Genomic DNA, 20,834 nt, shown 5'->3' with positions numbered 1-20,834 from the left:
GGGAATATGTACAAATAAGAAAGGCTAACCTAAAATTAGGTCAGCCCTTCTTTGTTAAAGTGGTATATACTCTTTTGGACGTTCAACGGTTTGCTCGAAATAGAAGCGAATAGCCTCGCAAATCCTTCTGGAAGCTTCTCCATCCCCGTATGGATTGACAGCCTTTGCCATTTTCCCGTATTCTGCCTGATCCGTTAGAAGCTGTGTTGCAAGTGTATAGATTTGCTCCTCTTCCACACCAGCAAGCTTCAATGTACCCGCGGCAATTCCTTCAGGTCTTTCAGTTGTATCACGAAGAACAAGAACTGGAACCCCAAGGGATGGCGCTTCCTCCTGCACACCGCCAGAGTCTGTCAAAATCAAGTAGGCTCTTTCAGCAAAATTATGGAAATCAATGACATCAAGCGGTTCAATTAAATGAATGCGATTATTATTTCCAAGAATTTCTCGAGCAATCTCTCTTACAGACGGGTTGAGGTGCATCGGATAGACAACCTGAATATCTTTTTGCTCCTCAACAAGTCTTTTAATTGCCCTGAACATGCCTCTCATTGGTTCTCCAAGGTTTTCACGGCGATGAGCAGTTAAAAGGACAAGGCGGTCATTCCCGATTTTATCAAGCACTTCGTGATGGTACTCATCCTTAACTGTTGTTTTTAATGCATCGATAGCCGTATTCCCTGTTATAAATATCTGCTCTTTTTTCTTATTTTCATTTAGCAAATTTTCCGCTGATTGGGTTGTAGGAGAGAAATGCAAATCAGCAATAACTCCGGTCAACTGACGGTTCATTTCCTCTGGAAATGGCGAGTATTTATTCCATGTGCGCAGACCAGCTTCGACGTGTCCAACCACAATCTGATTATAAAAAGCTGCAAGTCCAGCAATGAAGGTTGTAGTTGTATCCCCATGAACTAAAACAATATCCGGTTTTGTTTCCTTCATTATTTTATCAAGACCCTCTAAGCCGCGAGTAGTCACATCTACAAGCGTCTGCCGATCCTTCATAATATTTAAGTCATAATCCGGACTAATTCCAAAAATAGTTAATACTTGATCCAGCATTTCTCGATGCTGTGCAGTTACTGTAACGATTGATTCAAAATGGTTCGGGTATTTCTGCAATTCAAGGACAAGAGGAGCCATTTTAATTGCTTCCGGCCTTGTACCAAAAATTGTCATCACCTTAATCGGGCGATCCATTTTATACACCATCCTCTAATATTTTTGTTCTGATGTAAATAACGATCTTCTAAGTGGCATTATTCATGATCATTATAGCACTAGAAGGCGAGTAAGGTTATATCTCGGATCAGATTCCGGCACTAATTGACCAATTTCTACATTTTTTGTATTACTTCGTCCCGAATAAACGATCTCCTGCATCTCCAAGGCCAGGCACGATGTATCCATGGTCATTCAGCTTTTCATCAAGAGCAGCAATGTAAATATCTACATCAGGGTGCGCCTCTTTCAGCACTTCCACACCTTCTGGAGCAGCAACTAGACACATAAATTTAATATTTTTTCCCCCGCGCTTTTTCAAAGAGTTAATCGCTTCAACCGCAGAACCACCTGTTGCCAGCATTGGGTCAACAACGATGAAATCTCTTTCTTCAACATCGCTTGGAAGCTTTACGTAGTATTCGATTGGCTTTAATGTTTCAGGATCACGATAAAGTCCAATATGCCCAACCTTTGCTGCTGGGATAAGCTTTAATATCCCATCGACCATTCCGATTCCAGCACGAAGGATTGGGATAATACCCATTTTCTTTCCAGCCAAAATTTTTGACTTTGTCCGGCTTACAGGTGTATCAATTTCAGTATCCTCAAGCGGCATATCTCTTGTAATTTCAAATGCCATTAATGTAGCAACCTCATCAACAAGCTCGCGGAAGTCCTTCGTTCCTGTCGCTTTATCACGAATATATGTAAGTTTATGCTGAATAAGTGGGTGGTCAAATACGTATACCTTTGCCATGAATATTCTCTCCTTTTCAATCTGTAAAATGGTTCGTTCTAACACTTCGTCTAATTTTACAGAAAAAAAATAATCAGAGCAACTCCAAGCTTAAAATGTTTGAGAAACGTTAAAAGTTTTTTTCATATTCGTATTTTCGGGAGACTTCATTATAGTGAATTTGAATGAAAAAGACATTTTTTTGCGGAATTGGCAGTTTTTTCGAAGCCACTCCTAGGATATTTGCAAATCATGCTTTTTATTTGCAGCTCCTCCTAGGTTATTTGCAAATTACGCTTTTTATTTGCAGCTTCTCCTGGTTATTTGCAAATTACGCTTTTTATTTGCAGCTTCTCCTGGTTATTTGCAAATTACGCTTTTTATTTGCAGCTTCTCCTGGTTATTTGCAAATTACGCTTTTTATTTGCAGCTTCTCCTGGTTATTTGCAAATTACGCTTTTTATTTGCAGCTTCTCCTGGTTATTTGCAAATTACGCTTTTTATTTGCAGCTTCTCCTGGTTATTTGCAAATTACGCTTTTTATTTGCAGCTTCTCCTGGTTATTTGCAAATTACGCTTTTTATTTGCAGCTTCTCCTGGTTATTTGCAAATTACGCTTTTTATTTGCAGCTTCTCCTGGTTATTTGCAAATTACGCTTTTTATTTGCAGCTTCTCCTGGTTATTTGCAAATTACGCTTTTTATTTGCAGCTTCTCCTGGTTATTTGCAAATTACGCTTTTTATTTGCAGCTTCTCCTGGTTATTTGCAAATTACGCTTTTTATTTGCAGCTTCTCCTGGTTATTTGCAAATTACGCTTTTTATTTGCAGCTTCTCCTGGTTATTTGCAAATTACGCTTTTTATTTGCAGCTTCTCCTGGTTATTTGCAAATTACGCTTTTTATTTGCAGCTTCTCCTGGTTATTTGCAAATTACGCTTTTTATTTGCAGCTTCTCCTGGTTATTTGCAAATTACGCTTTTTATTTGCAGCTTCTCCTGGTTATTTGCAAATTACGCTTTTTATTTGCAGCTTCTCCTGGTTATTTGCAAATTACGCTTTTTATTTGCAGCTTCTCCTGGTTATTTGCAAATTACGCTTTTTATTTGCAGCTTCTCCTGGTTATTTGCAAATTACGCTTTTTATTTGCAGCTTCTCCTGGTTATTTGCAAATTACGCTTTTTATTTGCAGCTTCTCCTGGTTATTTGCAAATTACGCTTTTTATTTGCAGCTTCTCCTGGTTATTTGCAAATTACGCTTTTTATTTGCAGCTTCTCCTGGTTATTTGCAAATTACGCTTTTTATTTGCAGCTTCTCCTGGTTATTTGCAAATTACGCTTTTTATTTGCAGCTTCTCCTGGTTATTTGCAAATTACGCTTTTTATTTGCAGCTTCTCCTGGTTATTTGCAAATTACGCTTTTTATTTGCAGCTTCTCCTGGTTATTTGCAAATTACGCTTTTTATTTGCAGCTTCTCCTGGTTATTTGCAAATTACGCTTTTTATTTGCAGCTTCTCCTGGTTATTTGCAAATTACGCTTTTTATTTGCACCTCCTCCTAGGTTATTTGCAAATTACGCTTTTTATTTGCAGCTTCTCCTGGTTATTTGCAAATTACGCTTTTTATTTGCAGCTTCTCCTGGTTATTTGCAAATTATGCTTTTTATTTGCAGCTTCTCCTGGTTATTTGCAAATTACGCTTTTTATTTGCAGCTTCTCCTGGTTATTTGCAAATTACGCTTTTTATTTGCAGCTTCTCCTGGTTATTTGCAAATTACGCTTTTTAATCGAAACCCCAATTTTTTCCAATAAAAAAAACTGCCCTTCTTTTTGAAGAGCAGCTAATAAGATTACCTTTGCGGATATAAAGTAAAGTTGCTTGTTAATGCTTCTACACGCTTGCTTGCTTCTTCAAGCTTGCTTTCATCTTCATGATTTTTCAATGTAAAGGCAATGATTGAAGCGATTTCTTCCATTTCCTTTGCACCGAAGCCGCGAGAAGTAACTGCAGCTGTCCCGATACGAATGCCGCTTGTTACAAATGGGCTTTCCGGATCGAAAGGAATGGTATTTTTATTTACTGTGATGCCCACTTCATCTAGTACTTTTTCTGCGATTTTACCAGTTAAGCCAAGTGAGCGAAGATCAACAAGCAATAGATGATTATCCGTACCGCCTGAAACAAGGTCAAGTCCTTCCTTCTGAAGACCTTCTGCTAGATGCTTCGCATTGGCAATGATATCGCCTGCGTAGCCTTTGAAATCATCCTGAAGCGCTTCACCAAACGCGACTGCTTTTGCAGCAATGACATGCATTAATGGGCCGCCTTGAATACCAGGGAAAATCGACTTGTCTATTTTCTTCGCATATTCTTCTTTACAAAGAATCATCCCGCCGCGTGGACCGCGAAGTGTTTTATGTGTTGTTGTTGTGACGAAATCAGCATAAGGAACTGGATTCTGATGAAGACCAGCTGCAACGAGACCTGCAATATGAGCCATATCGACCATTAAATACGCGCCGACCTCATCAGCAATCTCACGGAAACGTTTGAAGTCAATTTCACGCGGGTATGCGCTCGCACCAGCAACAATTAATTTTGGTTTATGCTCACGTGCTTTTTCAAGAACAACATCATAATCAATCGTATGTGTCTTTTCATCGACACCATATTCAACAAAGTTATATTGAATGCCGCTAAAGTTAACAGGGCTTCCATGTGTTAAATGTCCGCCATGGGAAAGATTCATACCAAGAACAGTATCGCCTTGCTCTAAAATTGTAAAATAAACAGCCATATTCGCTTGTGCACCTGAATGCGGCTGTACATTTACATGCTCAGCACCAAAAATTTGCTTCGCACGATCGCGAGCCAGATTCTCTACGACATCCACGTGTTCACATCCGCCGTAATAGCGTCTGCCTGGATAGCCTTCAGCATATTTATTTGTCAGCACAGATCCTTGTGCTTCCATTACCGCTTCACTGACAAAATTTTCAGAGGCAATTAATTCAATCTTTGTTCTTTGACGTCCTAACTCATCTTGAATCGATTGAAAAACCTGTTCATCCTGTTGTGCTAAATGCTTCATTATAGAATCCTCCCTTTTCGACTAAACTATTTTCAATAGATATGTAACGTCCTATTTTGAAAATTCTATTATATCTTATCATGTTTTTGTGATGAAAAGAAGAATAAAAGAAAGCCATTGCGTTTAGCAAAGGCTTCTATTATCTGCATGACTCATTCGCTTGGCTTCGTTCATATACAGCGCGGGCGCCGCCAATTAGCTTTGGCCTTGTTTTTGCCAATGTCACATGGGCTTCCCCAATACATTTCTGTGAGGTTCTTATCGGGACAGCTACATGCTTTAAGTGCATACCGATAAATGTATCTCCAATATCCATGCCTGCATCAGCAGCAATATGTTCAACCATAACTGGATCCTCAAAATGTTCAAAAGCATAGGTAGCCATTGCACCGCCTGCCTTACGGACAGGGATCACACTTACTTCAGAAAGCTGTCTTTCTTCTGCTGTTTTTCGTTCAACGACTAACGCCCGATTCAGGTGTTCACAGCATTGGAAAGCAAGTGCAGCACCTGTTTGCTCGCGGAATTTTTTCAGCTGGTTAAAAATCATTTCTGCCACTTGCTCCGTACCTGCTGTGCCAATTTTCTTTCCAGCCACTTCACTAGTACTGCAGCCGACGACAAAAAGATGATTGTCTGTCAGCTGAACTTGATCAGCAAATTCACGAAGAATTGTATGCAGCTGTTCTTCCCACATCTGAATGGTTTCCGTCATAAAGGCTCACCCTTTCGGAAGCTTTGTTTCTATTTGTTTTCGTAGTCTTTAATTTTTCCAACACGGTTTTCATGGCGTCCGCCTTCATAATCCGTTGTTAGCCAAACCTTGGCAATTTCCCTGGCCAGTCCCGGTCCGATGACACGTTCCCCCATAGCAAGCATATTGCTGTCATTATGCTCACGCGTTGCTTTTGCACTGAATAAATCGTGAACAAGCGCGCAGCGGATGCCCTTTACTTTATTAGCCGCAATGCTCATGCCAATGCCTGTTCCACAAATCAAAATTCCTTTATCAAATTCTCCGTTTGCGACCTTCTCCGCAACAGGAAGTGCATAATCAGGGTAATCAACAGACGTACCGCATTCACAGCCAAAGTCTTCAAAATCAATGCCCTTTTCTTTCATTAAATCTTTTATTTCCTCGCGAATATTTACTCCGCCATGGTCTGATGCAATCGCTACTTTCATCTTTAATCCTCCTAAAAAAGGTCTGTTTTCACAAACATTGATGCTAAAAAATGAGTTGGTAGAGGTTGACTTCCGCTTCAGGATGCGCAGCGACCCGCGGGGTGGGCGGTGAGCCTCCTCGGCATTGCGTGCCTGTGGGGTCTCACCTGTCCCACACTTCCCGCAGGACGTTGAATAAGCTACAGTGAATAGTCATCACACGAAGGAAATGCGTAAGCATTTTCGAGGAGTCTCGCACCTTCCGCTCCAGTCAACCAATTTTTTCAAAAGTGTTTATCACACAACTTGGTCAAAACAACAATCATTTAGAAAATAACTACTTTTATAACCTGCCCTTATTTTGGCACAAAAAGCAAATATTATAAAGAGGGATTGACTTGTAAAGCTAATAGAACATAAAAAAAAGCCTTCATAAATGAAGGCTGCATTGGATTAAATCTGAAATCTCGTAATGGTATTTTTCAATTTTCCCGCCTGGCCTTTAAGTTCATTCGCCAGGCTTTCTACGTTGGCCATTACTTTTGTTTGCTGTTCTGTTGCCGTTGCCACCTCTTGGGCGCCTGCAGAGGTTTCTTCTGCAATGGCTGCCACTTCCTGTGATTGTGTGGAAGTGTGCTGAATACTTTCCATTTGACGGTCTACTAATATCGTTATCGTTGAAACTGACTCTGCCATTTCGTTCACGGTTTTTGTCATTTCTTCAATGACTTCATTTGTTTCTGTTCCTTTTTTCGCTTCACTGTTTGCCGTTTCGACCTGCTCTGAAATTTGGCGCACGACATTCTGGACTTCACCTTGTATGTTTTTAATTAATTCTGAAATGCCTTGGACAGCTGTGGCGCTCTCATCTGCAAGTTTGCGGACTTCCTCAGCAACAACCGCGAAGCCTTTTCCATGTTCACCTGCACGTGCTGCTTCAATTGAAGCATTTAATGCAAGCAAGTTCGTTTGCGCTGCGATGTCACCAACAAGCTGGATGATTTGTTCCACCTTTGCCGCATTCTCTTCTAAGCGTTTGACTGTTTGAAGAGATTGCTGGTTTTCCTCGGCAAGCTTTTCAATCCCTGAAATGAGATCATGAATAACCTTCTTAGAATTATAAAGATCCTGAACCATTTCCGCAGATACTAATTCAGAGGCCTTTGCCTTATCTTGAACTTCTTCGGCAATCCGAATCACATCTTCAACCGATTCAGCTGTTGATTGGATGGATATCGCTGAATTATCTGCACCTAAAGAAATTTCGTTGATTGTTCTAGAAATTGCATCTACTTGATCTGCTGCAAAAGAAGATTCCTTTGAAATGGCAATGACTTTATCATTTGTTTCACGGAAGTTCTCATCGATTTGATGGACCATTTCCCTCAAGTTTGAAAGCATATCATTGAACGCCATGCCAAGCGAACGAATTTCATCATCTGATTTAGCAAGTTCGACATCTTCTTGAATATTCCCTTGAGCTGCTTTTAAAGCCATTTTCTCTAACTTTTGTAACGGTTTTATAATAAAGCCAGCTGCGAAGAAAGCTAATATCCCTGACCAAATAATCCCAAGGCTAAGTGTGATAATTGTAAACCACACTTCCCCAAACGGAAGGGATTCCTGGATCAGCGGGTATAAAAAGTAAATAAAGAAAGCACTTGTTGTGTAAGTAATAATTGCTAGAGTAGTAATAAACAGTACAAGTTTTTTTCTTAAACCAAATTTGTATCTATGTTTCTCCTCCATTATTGTCCCCCTGCTTACCTGTTTTCTTTTTGTAGCCGTTGAATCATTTTTATAATCATGTCATTCATTTCATTATAGGTTTGTCTGTAATGTTCAATTGAACCGCCAAAAGGATCGGCAATATCCCCATTGCTATTTCCAGCTGCAAATTCCTTTAAGGTAAAGGTTTTTCCAGCAGTCTCTGGAAACATACTGATCACCGCTGCTTTGTGGCTTGCTGTCATTGTGATAATATAGCTCGTCCAATTCACAAGCTCATCATTTAGCATCGATGACTGATGGGAATCAAACAAAATCCCATTCTCAGCAAGGACTTTTCTTGTATTTTCCGATGCTGCACTCCCATCCATTGCATACACACCAGCTGATTTCACTTCAATCCCCGGGAGATTCCTGCTTTTCAAAATGGCCTCAGCCATCGGGCTCCGACACGTATTTCCTGTACAAACAAATAAAACGCGAGTCATAGCTGTGCCTCCTTTCCACCATTATAAGTCAAAACTCCCAGATTCAATAGTATTCTTCGACAAATTTTTTTAATACTTTACTAAAAATCTCTATTGAAACTGAATGTTGATTGTACTTTGTTTAAAATAACCGGAAAATTTCCGTTTATTTCGGGAAATAACGATATTTCCTTAAAAATAAGGGGAGTTTTTCCGGTTAAAGTAGCCAAATCTTTGGATTTTGTCTTATTTAGAGCAATTAAGCGGAATATCTCCGCTTATTTCTGCTTCTTACGCTACTTTTTCTACATTAGGCGGAATTTTTCCGCTTATGTATTCCCATATCTACGCAAAAAGCCCTACAAAAAAAGAAAGGGAGCAGATTTCCCTTTCTTTACAAAGAAACTTCGGCAGAATCTTAAATGTCTATCTTAGACACAAACTATACAATTTGCAGGCAGGAGCATCTCCATGCACGGCCCGCTGACACTTCTTTAGCCTAGAAGCAGTTTGATTCCGAAGGCGAGGAGGATGCTTCCACCGAGGGCTTCACTGTATGATCCCAGCCACCCTTGCACCTTCCTGCCAATCAGTAAGCCGAGCCATGTAAGAATTGTTGCTGTTATGCCGAAGCATGCGAGTACAATAACGGTTTGTGCCCCATAAATGCCGAGAGTCAGCCCAACAGAAAAGCTATCTAAGCTAACAGTAAAGCCAAATAGAATTAAACCCCATCCAACTGGAGTGATCAGACTATTGTCTTCTTTTTTAAATCCTGACCAGATCATTTGAATACCTAACAGAAGAAGCAATCCCCCACCTACATATGTAGCGAACTCTCCAAACTTTTCGGATAAGAACTTTCCAGCAATCATCCCTAAGAGAGGCATCCAAATATGGAAAAAGCCTATAATCATACCAATTTTAAAAATTTGTCTAAGGCGAAGTTTAAACATCCCCATCCCCAGACCAACAGAAAAGGCATCCATCGCTAAAGCAAATGCCATTAAGCTCAGTGTGAATACTACACCAAACATTTCTCCCATTCTTCCTCCCCCTTGGACTTGCTATTTCAGCATATGCACGTCCTAAGGATTTTAGAAGAATAAACACATTAAACGAAAGGATAATCCCATAAAGTTATCCACAAATAAAAAACCGTTCCTTCAAAAGGAACGGCTCAGCTGTTAATTACCCGGTGCCCAGCTGCCTTCATGAGGCGGTTCATGATTGCATGTCCCACACCCTCTTGCGGAAACATCTCACCAAATAGGACATCGGCATTGGTATTATTAAATTTCCTTAACGCATCATACAGAGAACTTGCTACATAATCTAAGTTATCCCGTTTTCCACAGGCTATCACATAGTCAGCCTGATAGTAATCGAGATTCTCTTCAGTTGTTAAAATACCCACAGATAATCCTTCTGCCTTCTTTTTATTCACAAGTTCCTGAATAAACTCCTTTGTCCCATTCACAAGAGTAAGCGGCGCATCCGGAGCATAATGGCGGTATTTCATTCCTGGAGACTTCGGAGCCTCGCTCTTATCCACAAGTGCTGGATCAATGCTTACCTCACCAATCACCGCTTCAAGCTGCTCTTTTGTTACACCGCCTGGCCTTAAGATAACAGGAATGAATTCTGTGCAATCAACTACAGTTGATTCAACCCCCACACCGGTCGGTCCACCGTCGACTACCCCTGCTACTTTTCCATTCAAATCCTCCCACACATGTTCAGCTGTTGTTGGACTTGGTCTTCCAGAACGATTAGCACTTGGTGCAGCAATGGGAAGCCCTGATGCACTAATAATCGCTAATGCCACTGGATGATTTGGCATTCGGACCGCAACTGTGGATAACCCAGCAGTTGCTTTATCGGAAAGTGCTCCCTCTTTCTTTTTAAAAATAAGGGTTAACGGTCCTGGCCAAAACGCCTTCATTAATTGTGCGGCCTTCTCAGGTACTTCCTCTACAAATGCATTCAGCTGCTCTTTTTCAGCAATGTGGATAATTAGCGGATTATCACTTGGTCTCCCTTTTGCTTCAAAAATTTTTGCGACTGCGTCATCATTTTCTGCATTTCCACCTAATCCGTATACTGTTTCAGTTGGAAAGGCAACGACTTCATTGTTTATTAAAAGATCGGCAGCCTGTGAGATTTGTGGATAACTGCATTGATCATCCACATATTTATCCACCGACCATCTTTTTGTATTCATTCTGCTCCACCTTCATTAATCACGAAAATTAAAATGGATGAATCCTTTATTTCCCGTGATTTTTCTGTTATTTACTTTTGAAAGTATAAAAGAAGATAGAGGATAACTCAAGTATTATCCACAAATTGTGGATAGAATAAGCGTTTTTGTGAATAACTTTGGAAAGATACCCACAATTTAGATGGATAATTTTAAAAAGAAGGAGTTGTCCACAGTTAAAATGTGTTTTACATGCTCTGACTGAAAAAGCTCATCAGGTAAGTTTTCTATTATTTCCTCAGTAAATCCAATCAAGCGAAATATTTCAAGTGAGCTCTTTTTATTGGAAGCTAAATACAATGTATTTAACTGTCTGTCCCTTGCTAAAATTAAAATTTGCTCAAAAAGAAGAGATAAATCTTTTTCCGTTCGATCCGGACGCATGGCAAGCGAACGAAGCAGACCAACTTTTCCAAGCGGTTCAATCCCTAGTGTTGCCTTAATATCCCCTATTTGATTTTCCATTAGCAGAAAATAGTCTATTGATGCTTGCACGCCATCCTTGCTTAATCCTGCCTCTTCTAAAAATAATTCCACTCTCGTACTATCCTCTTCTCTTGCACAGCGAATGATAGTTTCCACTTAGACCCACCCCATTTTTCATATTCTATTTCTATGAATATGGAAAAATAGAGAAAGTAGAACTGCTATTTAACTAAAAATATTCATGAGCATTTGCTCACAGCCAAGCATGTAAATGTCGGTCTGCCTCATTTCACTGCGCTTGTTATTACTCCGTACATAAAGGCTTGTTCAATGAATCAGACCGGCCATTTTTTTACACAGAAAAGCCTTGCACTTTCTGAAGGCTTTCAGCTAAACAGATTGTCCCAAAGCTCTTTTATAAAAAACTTTACTTCTACTGGCTTCTCGTCCTCTTCTACATATACTGGGGGTTCTTGCTCTTCACTTTCTTCTTTTACTGGGTCTGGCTGTTCCTTCTTCTCTTCCTCTTTTGTTTTTTCTAGTGCTTCTGGTTCTATATGATTCGCTGCCTTACCCTCTGTTTCAGCGCTCATCTTTTCTTCCTCTTCTGTTATTTCTAGTGCTTCTGTTTCTATATTGCTCGCTGCCTCTACCTCAGTTTCAGCGCTAACCTTTTCTTGCTCTTCAAATCCTTCGCTTACTGCAACGCCATTTGAAAAGTCCAGGAAGCATAGCGGCGGGAATAATACACACCACCAGTTAGCTCCATCTCCTTCTCCAAGGGTGATTAAAATCGCTTCATATTCCCCAGCGGGATAAAGAAATTGTCCATATAATTTTGTAGGGAAATCTACCTTTCCGAATTCCGCTTTTACAGATTGCGATGATTGTTCCTTTTCTACTACATTTTCTGCTATCTTTTGAATCTCTGGCAATCGTGAGCGAATTAAATCACGAGCCTCTTCAATTGACGTTAATTCAGCTACCCATTTTGTAATTTCTGCATTGACCGCATCCCTGACAAGTCTCTTAATTGCCTGATCGGATTCACTATCACTATTTGCTAGAATCCGAAGCCTAATTGCCTCATTAGGTATAACAAGCGGCTCATCCGCTATCACCTCGTTTTTTGGCATATACAAACTCAATATTGTTCCTAAACATAAAATAATAATATATAAATTCACTATGATTTTTGTTTTCAATTTTGCCACCGCCCCTTCACTAACCCAGTGTGGACAAAATGACAGAATCTTAAACTAGTAAAATAAAAAAAATGAGTGCCTGATACCGCAAAAGAGCAAACCAGCTATAATTGCTCTTTTGGGAAGGACACTCATTTATTTTTAAGAAAACCTGGTTGTCTATTTTCACAAACGATCCCTAGCCCCGAATTGTTGCAAAAACGATTCGGTCTTTCCCGTTAATGTCATGAACAATCTCTATATCTGCCTGTGGAAAAGTTTGCTGGAGTAATTCGGCAACCGCCTTGCTTTGCCCTGCCCCGACTTCAAATCCGACTAGCGCCTTATCCTTTAATACTTCAGGCAGTTCTTCGATTAGCCTTTTGTAAATATCAAGACCATCCATACCCGCAAACAATGCGCGATGGGGTTCATGCTCTAAAACGACCTCAGACATCCACTCCATATCCCCAACAGGAATATAGGGGGGATTCGAAATAACAGCATCAAATTTTTCTCCCATGGCAATTAACGGCTTAAGCAGATCCCCTTCAACAAATTGAATATCCGCTTCAAGCGATTTTGCATTCTTTGCTGCTAAAACTAATGTAGGTCGATAAATATCTGTTGCCGTTACAAGCAAATCCGTATTTTCAAGCTTCAGTGTAATGGCAATCGCACCGCTGCCTGTCCCAATATCAGCTACTTCAAGCGGCTTCCGTCCGCCAAATAGATTATTCAGACGCTCCAAAGCACCGTAAACCAATTCTTCTGTTTCCGGCCGCGGAATTAGAACATCCTCATTAACGAGAAAAGTGCGCCCATAGAATTCTTCATACCCTATAATATATTGAATCGGCTTCCCTTCTGCATGAAGAAGAACAGCCTGTTTAAAATCTTCAAAAATATTTGTATCTAATTCATCGCGAAGACTTGCCAGAAAGCTTGCACGGCTCATTCGCATATAATGCTGCAACAATAATTCTCCCGCATTTTCGTCCCGATTCTTTTCTTTTAAAAAAGAAGAAGCCCAATGGAGGGCTTCATATACTTTCATAGGTGCATTACTCATTAGAAGCACTTTCAAGCTTCGCAGATTGTTCTTCAAGAATTAATGCATCGATGACTTCATCTAGCTTTCCTGAAAGAATTTGATCCAGCTTTTGAATCGTTAATCCAATGCGGTGATCGGTCACACGGTTTTGCGGGAAGTTATACGTACGAATTCGTTCAGAACGATCTCCTGTACCAACAGCTGATTTACGCACTTGGTCATATTCCGCCTGTGCTTCCTGCTGGAATTTATCATATACACGGGCACGCAATACTTTCATTGCCTTTTCTTTATTTTTAATTTGAGATTTTTCATCCTGACAGGAAACAACGGTTCCAGTCGGCAAGTGTGTTAGACGGACAGCTGACATGGTTGTATTAACACTTTGTCCGCCTGGTCCGCTTGAAGCAAATGTATCAACACGAATGTCCTTATCATGTATTTCAATTTCCACTTCTTCCGCTTCAGGAAGAACCGCAACAGTTGCTGTTGACGTATGAATACGGCCGCCAGACTCTGTTTCAGGCACACGCTGTACTCGGTGCGCACCATTTTCAAACTTCAATTTCGAATAAGCGCCATTTCCGTTAATCATGAAAATGATCTCTTTATAACCGCCAACACCTGTCGTGTTCGCATCAATTACTTCTGTTTTCCAGCCTTGCATCTCTGCAAAACGGCTGTACATACGGTATAAATCGCCTGCGAATAGAGCAGCCTCATCTCCGCCAGCAGCTCCGCGGATTTCCATAATAACGTTTTTATCATCATTCGGGTCTTTCGGAATGAGAAGAATCTTTAGACGCGCTTCAAGGTCCTCCACCTTCTCTTCAAGCTCACTCAGCTCTTCCTTTACCATTTCACGCATATCAGCATCTAATTTTTCCTCAAGCATTGCTTTCGCATCTTGCTGCTGTTCGCGCACCTCTTTATATTCACGATATACCTCAACAGTCTCTTGTATATCGGATTGCTCTTTCGAATACTCACGCAGCTTTTTTGGATCATTTACAATATCCGGATCACTCAAAAGCTCATTTAATCTTTCGTAGCGGTCCTCCACTGATTGAAGACGATCAAACACAGCATTTCACCTCAATTTTTTCATTCATCCTCGGATGCTATTTCCGGGCAGTCTATATAAAGTAGTTTATTTTTGTTCATTTATACACAAATCCATAACATTCTAATTATAGTATAGGTGAAAGATGCAGTCAAAAACAAATTAAGAAAGGTTTAGTCTCTTATTAAAGGGTTATCTAGCAACTTTTTCATTTTATCGAGCAACTATTCCCGTTAATCGAACATTTTTTCAAATTTATCTAGCAATTCCCCTTATTTATCATGCATTTCACCTTCTAGAAAAGAAAAAAACCTTCCGATTACTCAGAAGGTCTCACTAAAAGAGTTTAATCAAAACAGTAATGAATCTTTTGGAATCCAGACCGCATTTCAATCACACGTTTTCGAATATCCTCAACTGTATCTCTTCCTTCTAAGACACGAACGATGTAGTCGGCGATGATGTCCATTTCAGCTTCCTTCATTCCCAAACGAGTAATTTCAATTGTTCCAATTCGTAAACCGCTTGGATAATCCCAGTCTTCAGGCTTGTCACTAGGAATCAAATTTTTATTCGTAATAATATTGGCTTTCGCAAGTTTGTGTGCCACATCTAAACCGCCGCCAAAACGTTTCACATCAAGAATCACCTGGTGTGTTTCTGTAAAGCCTTTATGAGAGCCGAGTACAGTAATGCCGCGATCATACAAAGCTTTTGCTAACGCTTTTGCGTTCGCAACTATTTGTGCCATATACTCGCTGCCAAAAGCTAAAAATTCAGCAGCAGATGCGGCTAAGGCAGCTACACGGTTTACCTGATGTGTTGCGGCAAGCGCAGGGAAAATCGTATCACAAACAGGCTGTGTTAATTCAGGATCATTCCAGACAATGATCCCGCTTTGTGGACCGCTAAATGTTTTTCCTGCGGAACCAGTCATAATGCAAGCACCCTCATTTAGCGGATCTTGGAACTGTCCACCGCCAATAAGGCCAAGCTGGTGGGCACCATCAAAGAAAATCTTTCCGTCCCACTCTCGCACAATTTCGGACATTTCCTTTAGCGGAAACGGAAATAAAGTCATCGAAGCACCGAGTGTTACTAACTTTGGTTTTACTTTTCTAGCAATCTTTGCAAACTCATCAATATTAACGACTAAGTCGATTGGATCCATTGGAACATCGTAAATATTCAAACCTCGAATCCCTGCCGGACCATCATACCGGTTACTGGAGTGACCGCCAAATGGCTGTGCAATGGTTAAAATATTATCCCCCGGCTTCGTTAAGGCTGCATATACAGTCATATTTCCAATCATACTTGCGACTAAGCGGTGATCTGCATACTTGCTTTTAAAGACTTTTTTCAGAAGCTCCACACAGAGGGATTCAATTTCATCAATATATTTTGTACCAGCAAACCATCTTTGTGTAGGACCGATATGCCCTTCTGCAGCTCGTGTGCCTACCTCAGATGCAAGCAATTGCCGAACCGTCGGACTTGTAGGTGCTTCGGGTGCCAATAAATTGAGACATTCCTCACCTCTCCAAATCGCATTCCGATCGACAGCATTAATGATCTCCTTCTGGATCAAACGAGGGGAAGAGCTTTTTTCAATTATTTCTCTTGCCCAGTCTAACACTTTAGAATCATGAATTTCATAGTTTTCAGCCGCTTTTGTCACAGAATTCATTCTAACATTCCTCCTCAGTTGTTTTCTTTAAAACAATAGCTATTCTTTTGCTTAACCTGTAAAGAACCTATGATTCTAGCAAGTTAGGAGGATGATCTAGGAATGAAAGGATCTAGAAATAGGCTCTTTCTAAAAACCAATATATCGCATTTTGGATTAATGGTCAATATACTAGTCAGATTATTCTGTGTTTAAATATAAAAAAGAGCATAACCTTCGTTATGCTCTCCCTACTCATTATTTTTTATGTTCCGTATCACCAACAAGAATTCGTCCTAAGCTTAGCCAATTTTCCTCTACTAAAGAACTTGCTAAGGTGGGATCCTTTTTTTGGCATGCTGAAATAATCGCTTTATGTTCTTCAAGTGATTGTGCTGCATCAACTGAGCTGAATTTTGAAAACTCAAGCCTTCTAACCTTTGATATGATTCGATCCAATGCCCGTTCAATTTCATCATTTTTTGAAGCCTTTAGCAGAACGGCATGAAATTGATCATCTGCTGCCACTGCTTGAATCACATCTTTTTTATCTAAAGCTTTCTGTAATTCTGTGTTTCTTTCTTCCATTAATTGAATGTCTTCATCAGAAATGATGGGAACTGCAAGCCGAGCCGCTAAACTTTGTAGTGCAGCAACAACGGTAAATGCGTTCTTCGCCTCCTCTAAATGAATTTCTGTAATCCGTGTTTGGGAGCCTGGAAGCGACTCAACAAGCCCTTCATCTTCGAGTCTTTTAAGCGCCTCTCTAACGGGAGTCCGGCTGACGCCAAATTCAGCTGCCAAATCCTTATCTTTAATGCGCTGACCCGGTTGCAGCTCCAAAGTAATAATCGCCTTTTTTAATGAATCATAGACTTGATCTCTTAACGCCGGTCGTTCAATCGTTTTTATTGTTTTCATGAAACCAATATATCAATCAGAGCTATATAAAGTCAATTCCAATTAAACTGACTTATATTTTGCGATTGGAAGCTTAATCGGAATCTCTCTTTGTGAAACATAGCTATGCGAAACCATGCCAATAATGACAAGAAGCATGCCAATCCATGATAAATAGGAAGGCAGCGGTGCAGATAGTATCAGCCATTCACCTGATACAGCAAACAATACTTCAAACGACTGAGTGGCTTCAACTGCAGCCAATTTAGGCATATTTCCCTTCACTAAATCAGTTGCTTTGAAAAAGAGGACAGTTGCAATCACACCTGAACAAACCGCGACGAAAAGCGATTGAATCGCTTGGTCCATGCTAGGCAGACCGACCGTTACAGCGCCATAAGCAGAAAGAAGAAGCCAAAAGGGCAAACTTGCTATCGTCATCCCTAATACACGCTGATAGGCATCTAATCGATTTTCACACACCTCCATCATTTTCCGATTCCCCAGCGGATAAGCAAAGGATGCGATGACTACCGGCAGTACGCCCCAAATAATCGCTTTTGCCGAAAGATGACCGGCGTGCTCTATTTGCATGACTCCCACACCTACTAAGATGAGGATAGACATCATCAAGCCAGCAACTGGTATTTTGCTTCGAACCCGGAGTGGACCACTTTCCGTTTGCCTTGTTTCGAAAAATAAAGGTGCAAGCAATGACCCCGATACAATGGTTATTTGCCAGGTCCCAGCAACAAGCCAGCCAGGTCCATAAGCGGCTGCAAAGCTTAATGGTGCATAGAATAACCCAAAGCCAATAAAGCTCCATACGAGCCAAATGCCCGGCTTTCTTTTCATCTCCAAGAAAAGAGGCTTTAAATTTCTTCTGAACATCACAATAATGAGAAGAAATGGAACCATAAATAGATAACGGAGTGAAGCACTCCAAATCCAGCTGCCACCTGAAAGCTCCATCGATCGATTAAATATAAATGTAAATGCAAAAAAGAAAGCAGCAAAAATACCTAAAATGATCGGACGCAATTCATTTCACCTCTAAAGTTATAAAATTTCGTCAATTTTTCATATAACTAATATATCGCATTTTGGTTTTTTAGCAATATTTTTTTAGGAAACTACTCGAACTCTTCAACAGCTTTTCAGCCATACCTTCTTTTTCCCAAAAAAAAACTGCCTGAAATCATTCAGACAGCAATAAATAATATATGATTTATGAAATTGAATTTGTTGTTTCTTTCCCATAACTAATACTAGGAGATTTCGGAACTTCATGATGGTGACGGCAGCGAGGCTCGTACGCTTCTGAAGCACCAACTAAAATGACAGGATCATCATAGGATGCTGGTTTGCCATTGATCAAGCGTTGAGTACGGCTCGCTGGTGATCCGCACACCGCACATACTGCCTGCAGCTTTGTAACCAATTCTGCAATAGCCATCAATGCTGGCATCTGTCCGAATGGCTCTCCACGGAAATCTTGATCAAGTCCAGCTGCAATGACTCGGTGGCCGCTATTAGCAAGGTGCTGAATCACCTTCACAACCTCTGAATCAAAAAACTGGACTTCATCAATAGCAATTACATCAATTTCTGAATTAATATGTTGAAAAATATCAGTTGAATGGGAAATAGGGATTGCAGTAAAAGCAGTCCCATTATGAGAAACAACTTCTTCATCACTGTAGCGATTGTCGATTTGCGGCTTAAATACAACAATTTTTTGTTTAGCAAATTGGGCTCTGCGCACGCGGCGGATGAGTTCTTCTGATTTTCCAGAGAACATACTTCCACAAATGACCTCTACCCACCCATGATGCTTCATCACATACATGAACGGCCTCTCCTCCTTACACTGTTGCAATATATATTATCTCTAAGTACCTTCAAATGACACATTTATGGAGAAATTTAAGTATGAAAGGCAATAAAAAACAGGCAAGAAAGAAAACTTGCCTGTTTTGGTTGTTATTATTGTTGCTTAATGCCGTATTTTTTATTGAAACGATCAACACGTCCGCCAGCTTCAGCGAATTTTTGACGTCCTGTATAGAATGGGTGGCATTCTGAACAAGTTTCAACACGGATCTCTTTTTGAACAGAACCTGTTTCGAACTCGTTACCGCAAGCACATTTCACCATTGCTTTATTGTAATTTGGATGAATTCCTGCTTTCATTCTTTTCATCTCCTTCCGCCCTGAATCATACTGAAACAGAGTATATAGTACGGGCATTCATGATGATGCCGTATAATCTAAAAACACACTGGAATTATTATAACAAGGCCAAACCTATTTTGCAATATTTGATTTCTCGATTCCTAAGAAAGGGAAATAATTGGTTTAAAATAAGCGTATGTTATTTATTTATTCCGTTTTTCTTTGCCTTCATTTCCTCAGAGAGATTGGCGAAAAATTCTTCGTTCGATTTTGTCTGTCTTAGTTTGCGCAAGAACTTCTCAGCAAAATCAGGAGAATCTGACATTGATTTTCTAATTGCCCAAAGCTTGTCCAGATGATCCTTCTGGATGAGAAGCTCCTCTTTACGTGTTCCTGAACGGCGAATATCAATAGCTGGGAAAATTCTTCGTTCAGCAAGCGAACGATCTAGGTGAAGCTCCATATTTCCTGTCCCTTTGAATTCCTCATAGATAACATCGTCCATGCGTGAACCTGTATCGACAAGAGCAGTAGCTAGAATCGTTAAGCTTCCGCCTTCTTCAATATTACGTGCCGCACCAAAGAACCGCTTTGGACGGTGGAAGGCTGCTGGGTCAATCCCCCCTGATAATGTTCTTCCGCTCGGCGGAATGACAAGGTTATAGGCTCTTGCTAACCTTGTAATACTATCCATCAAAATGACAACGTCGCGCTTATGTTCAACAAGACGCATCGCACGTTCAAGCACAAGCTCAGCCACTTTTATATGATTTTCAGGAACCTCGTCAAATGTCGAACTAACAACATCTCCTGCAACAGAACGCTCAATATCTGTTACTTCCTCTGGACGCTCATCAATTAATAAAACGATTAACTCCACTTCTGGATGATTCGTCGTAATACTATTGGCAATCTCCTTTAAGAGCATCGTTTTACCTGCCTTTGGCGGAGCAACAATCAATCCGCGCTGACCAAATCCTACAGGTGCAAGGACATCCATAATTCGAGTGGACAGATGCTTAGGCGTGGTTTCCAGCTTCATCTGCAAATCCGGATATAAAGGCGTTAATCCAGGGAAATGGACACGTTCCTTTGCCGTTTCTGGGTCATCTCCGTTAACAGCTTCCACTTGAAGCAGGCCAAAATATCTTTCATTTTCTTTTGGAGGGCGCACTTTTCCAGAAACCTTATCTCCATTTCTTAAATCAAAGCGGCGGATCTGAGAGGCAGATATATAGATGTCCTCAGAGCTTGGAGAATAATTGATTGGACGCAAAAATCCAAAGCCTTCTGACTGAATGATTTCAAGGACACCTTCCATAAAGAAGTAGCCTTCCTTTTCAGCACGTGCCTTTAAAATGGCAAATATTAATTCTTTTTTTGTTAATTTACTGTAATAAGATACTTTATATTCACGAGCAAGCTCATAAAGCTCTTTTAGCTTCATATTTTCTAAACTTGAAATGTTTAATCCCATATAGACACCACACTTTTGAATTTTCAATCTCTTTTTCGATATACGTACAAATAAACCATAAATATGGAAAAGAAAAAGGGATTTTGAGGTAATGAATTCTACTAAAAGTAAATAAAGAATCGAGGATAGATCCGGAAAAGGAGCTATTTTTCTATCATTAACTAAGTTGAATGGTCATTTTTTGAGGATTCCTCTACTACTTGAAAAACAA

The 20,834-nt window shown here is 40.3% G+C and carries 20 protein-coding genes; 1 reads left to right on the top strand and 19 read right to left on the bottom strand.

What is annotated here, in order from left to right; genetic code table 11:
- Positions 1-54: 54 nt before the first annotated feature.
- Both wecB and upp read right to left on the bottom strand, forming a co-directional pair.
- Positions 55-1,203 (bottom strand): non-hydrolyzing UDP-N-acetylglucosamine 2-epimerase, encoded by a 1,149-nt coding sequence (gene wecB / locus C1726_RS13355; protein WP_102273614.1) that lies wholly within the window; start codon positions 1,201-1,203, stop codon positions 55-57.
- 151 nt (positions 1,204-1,354) lie between these two features.
- Positions 1,355-1,984: a uracil phosphoribosyltransferase gene (gene upp / locus C1726_RS13350; RefSeq protein WP_102273613.1), complete on the bottom strand. Its 630-nt coding sequence runs from the start codon at positions 1,982-1,984 to the stop codon at positions 1,355-1,357.
- A gap of 164 nt (positions 1,985-2,148) precedes the next feature.
- Between upp and C1726_RS13345 the strand changes: the two genes are divergently transcribed.
- Positions 2,149-3,795 carry a hypothetical protein gene (locus tag C1726_RS13345; protein WP_102273612.1) on the top strand — a complete coding sequence of 549 codons (1,647 nt, stop codon included), beginning with the start codon at positions 2,149-2,151 and terminating at the stop codon, positions 3,793-3,795.
- Positions 3,796-3,811: 16 nt separating this feature from the next.
- On the opposite strand, the gene C1726_RS13340 is transcribed toward C1726_RS13345, so the two are convergent.
- The 17 genes from C1726_RS13340 to rho all read right to left on the bottom strand — a co-directional run bounded on the left by C1726_RS13340 (position 3,812) and on the right by rho (position 20,623).
- On the bottom strand, positions 3,812-5,053 hold the full coding sequence (locus C1726_RS13340) for a serine hydroxymethyltransferase (RefSeq protein WP_102273611.1): 1,242 nt from the start codon (positions 5,051-5,053) through the stop codon (positions 3,812-3,814).
- Between the two features lie 139 nt (positions 5,054-5,192).
- The gene (locus C1726_RS13335; protein ID WP_102273610.1) at positions 5,193-5,768 is read right to left on the bottom strand and encodes a TIGR01440 family protein; all 576 of its coding nucleotides are present in this window, start codon (positions 5,766-5,768) and stop codon (positions 5,193-5,195) included.
- 29 nt (positions 5,769-5,797) lie between these two features.
- Positions 5,798-6,238, bottom strand: coding sequence for a ribose 5-phosphate isomerase B (gene rpiB / locus C1726_RS13330; protein WP_102273609.1), 441 nt, complete (start codon positions 6,236-6,238; stop codon positions 5,798-5,800).
- 432 nt (positions 6,239-6,670) lie between these two features.
- Complete coding sequence (locus C1726_RS13325; RefSeq protein ID WP_102273608.1) at positions 6,671-7,966, bottom strand: methyl-accepting chemotaxis protein; 1,296 nt, start codon at positions 7,964-7,966, stop codon at positions 6,671-6,673.
- Positions 7,967-7,980: 14 nt separating this feature from the next.
- Positions 7,981-8,433 (bottom strand): low molecular weight protein arginine phosphatase, encoded by a 453-nt coding sequence (locus tag C1726_RS13320; RefSeq protein WP_102273607.1) that lies wholly within the window; start codon positions 8,431-8,433, stop codon positions 7,981-7,983.
- 473 nt (positions 8,434-8,906) lie between these two features.
- Positions 8,907-9,458, bottom strand: a complete 552-nt coding sequence (locus tag C1726_RS13310) for a manganese efflux pump MntP (RefSeq protein WP_102273605.1) — start codon at positions 9,456-9,458, stop codon at positions 8,907-8,909.
- Between the two features lie 134 nt (positions 9,459-9,592).
- Positions 9,593-10,636 (bottom strand): L-threonylcarbamoyladenylate synthase, encoded by a 1,044-nt coding sequence (locus C1726_RS13305; protein ID WP_102273604.1) that lies wholly within the window; start codon positions 10,634-10,636, stop codon positions 9,593-9,595.
- 177 nt (positions 10,637-10,813) lie between these two features.
- Complete coding sequence (locus tag C1726_RS13300; RefSeq protein ID WP_102273603.1) at positions 10,814-11,257, bottom strand: GNAT family N-acetyltransferase; 444 nt, start codon at positions 11,255-11,257, stop codon at positions 10,814-10,816.
- 230 nt (positions 11,258-11,487) lie between these two features.
- The gene (gene spoIIR / locus C1726_RS13295; RefSeq protein ID WP_102273602.1) at positions 11,488-12,306 is read right to left on the bottom strand and encodes a stage II sporulation protein R; all 819 of its coding nucleotides are present in this window, start codon (positions 12,304-12,306) and stop codon (positions 11,488-11,490) included.
- Between the two features lie 178 nt (positions 12,307-12,484).
- Entirely contained in the window at positions 12,485-13,342 is an 858-nt protein-coding gene (gene prmC / locus C1726_RS13290; protein ID WP_102275803.1) for a peptide chain release factor N(5)-glutamine methyltransferase, read from the bottom strand.
- Between the two features lie 7 nt (positions 13,343-13,349).
- The gene (gene prfA, locus C1726_RS13285) at positions 13,350-14,423 is read right to left on the bottom strand and encodes a peptide chain release factor 1 (RefSeq protein ID WP_057760152.1); all 1,074 of its coding nucleotides are present in this window, start codon (positions 14,421-14,423) and stop codon (positions 13,350-13,352) included.
- 325 nt (positions 14,424-14,748) lie between these two features.
- Positions 14,749-16,092 carry a serine hydroxymethyltransferase gene (locus C1726_RS13280; protein WP_102273601.1) on the bottom strand — a complete coding sequence of 448 codons (1,344 nt, stop codon included), beginning with the start codon at positions 16,090-16,092 and terminating at the stop codon, positions 14,749-14,751.
- A gap of 237 nt (positions 16,093-16,329) precedes the next feature.
- Positions 16,330-16,992, bottom strand: a complete 663-nt coding sequence (locus C1726_RS13275; protein ID WP_102273600.1) for a GntR family transcriptional regulator — start codon at positions 16,990-16,992, stop codon at positions 16,330-16,332.
- A gap of 42 nt (positions 16,993-17,034) precedes the next feature.
- Positions 17,035-18,012: a DMT family transporter gene (locus tag C1726_RS13270; protein ID WP_102273599.1), complete on the bottom strand. Its 978-nt coding sequence runs from the start codon at positions 18,010-18,012 to the stop codon at positions 17,035-17,037.
- A gap of 187 nt (positions 18,013-18,199) precedes the next feature.
- Complete coding sequence (locus tag C1726_RS13265; protein WP_102273598.1) at positions 18,200-18,820, bottom strand: thymidine kinase; 621 nt, start codon at positions 18,818-18,820, stop codon at positions 18,200-18,202.
- Positions 18,821-18,957: 137 nt separating this feature from the next.
- Entirely contained in the window at positions 18,958-19,164 is a 207-nt protein-coding gene (rpmE, locus tag C1726_RS13260) for a 50S ribosomal protein L31 (RefSeq protein WP_053478529.1), read from the bottom strand.
- Between the two features lie 181 nt (positions 19,165-19,345).
- On the bottom strand, positions 19,346-20,623 hold the full coding sequence (gene rho, locus C1726_RS13255; RefSeq protein ID WP_102273597.1) for a transcription termination factor Rho: 1,278 nt from the start codon (positions 20,621-20,623) through the stop codon (positions 19,346-19,348).
- Positions 20,624-20,834 lie beyond the last annotated feature (211 nt).

Origin of the sequence: Cytobacillus massiliigabonensis, from assembly GCF_900199725.1 — a bacterium.
Lineage (GTDB): Bacteria > Bacillota > Bacilli > Bacillales > Cytobacillaceae > Cytobacillus > Cytobacillus massiliigabonensis.
This window is presented reverse-complemented; position numbering and strand designations above follow the sequence as displayed.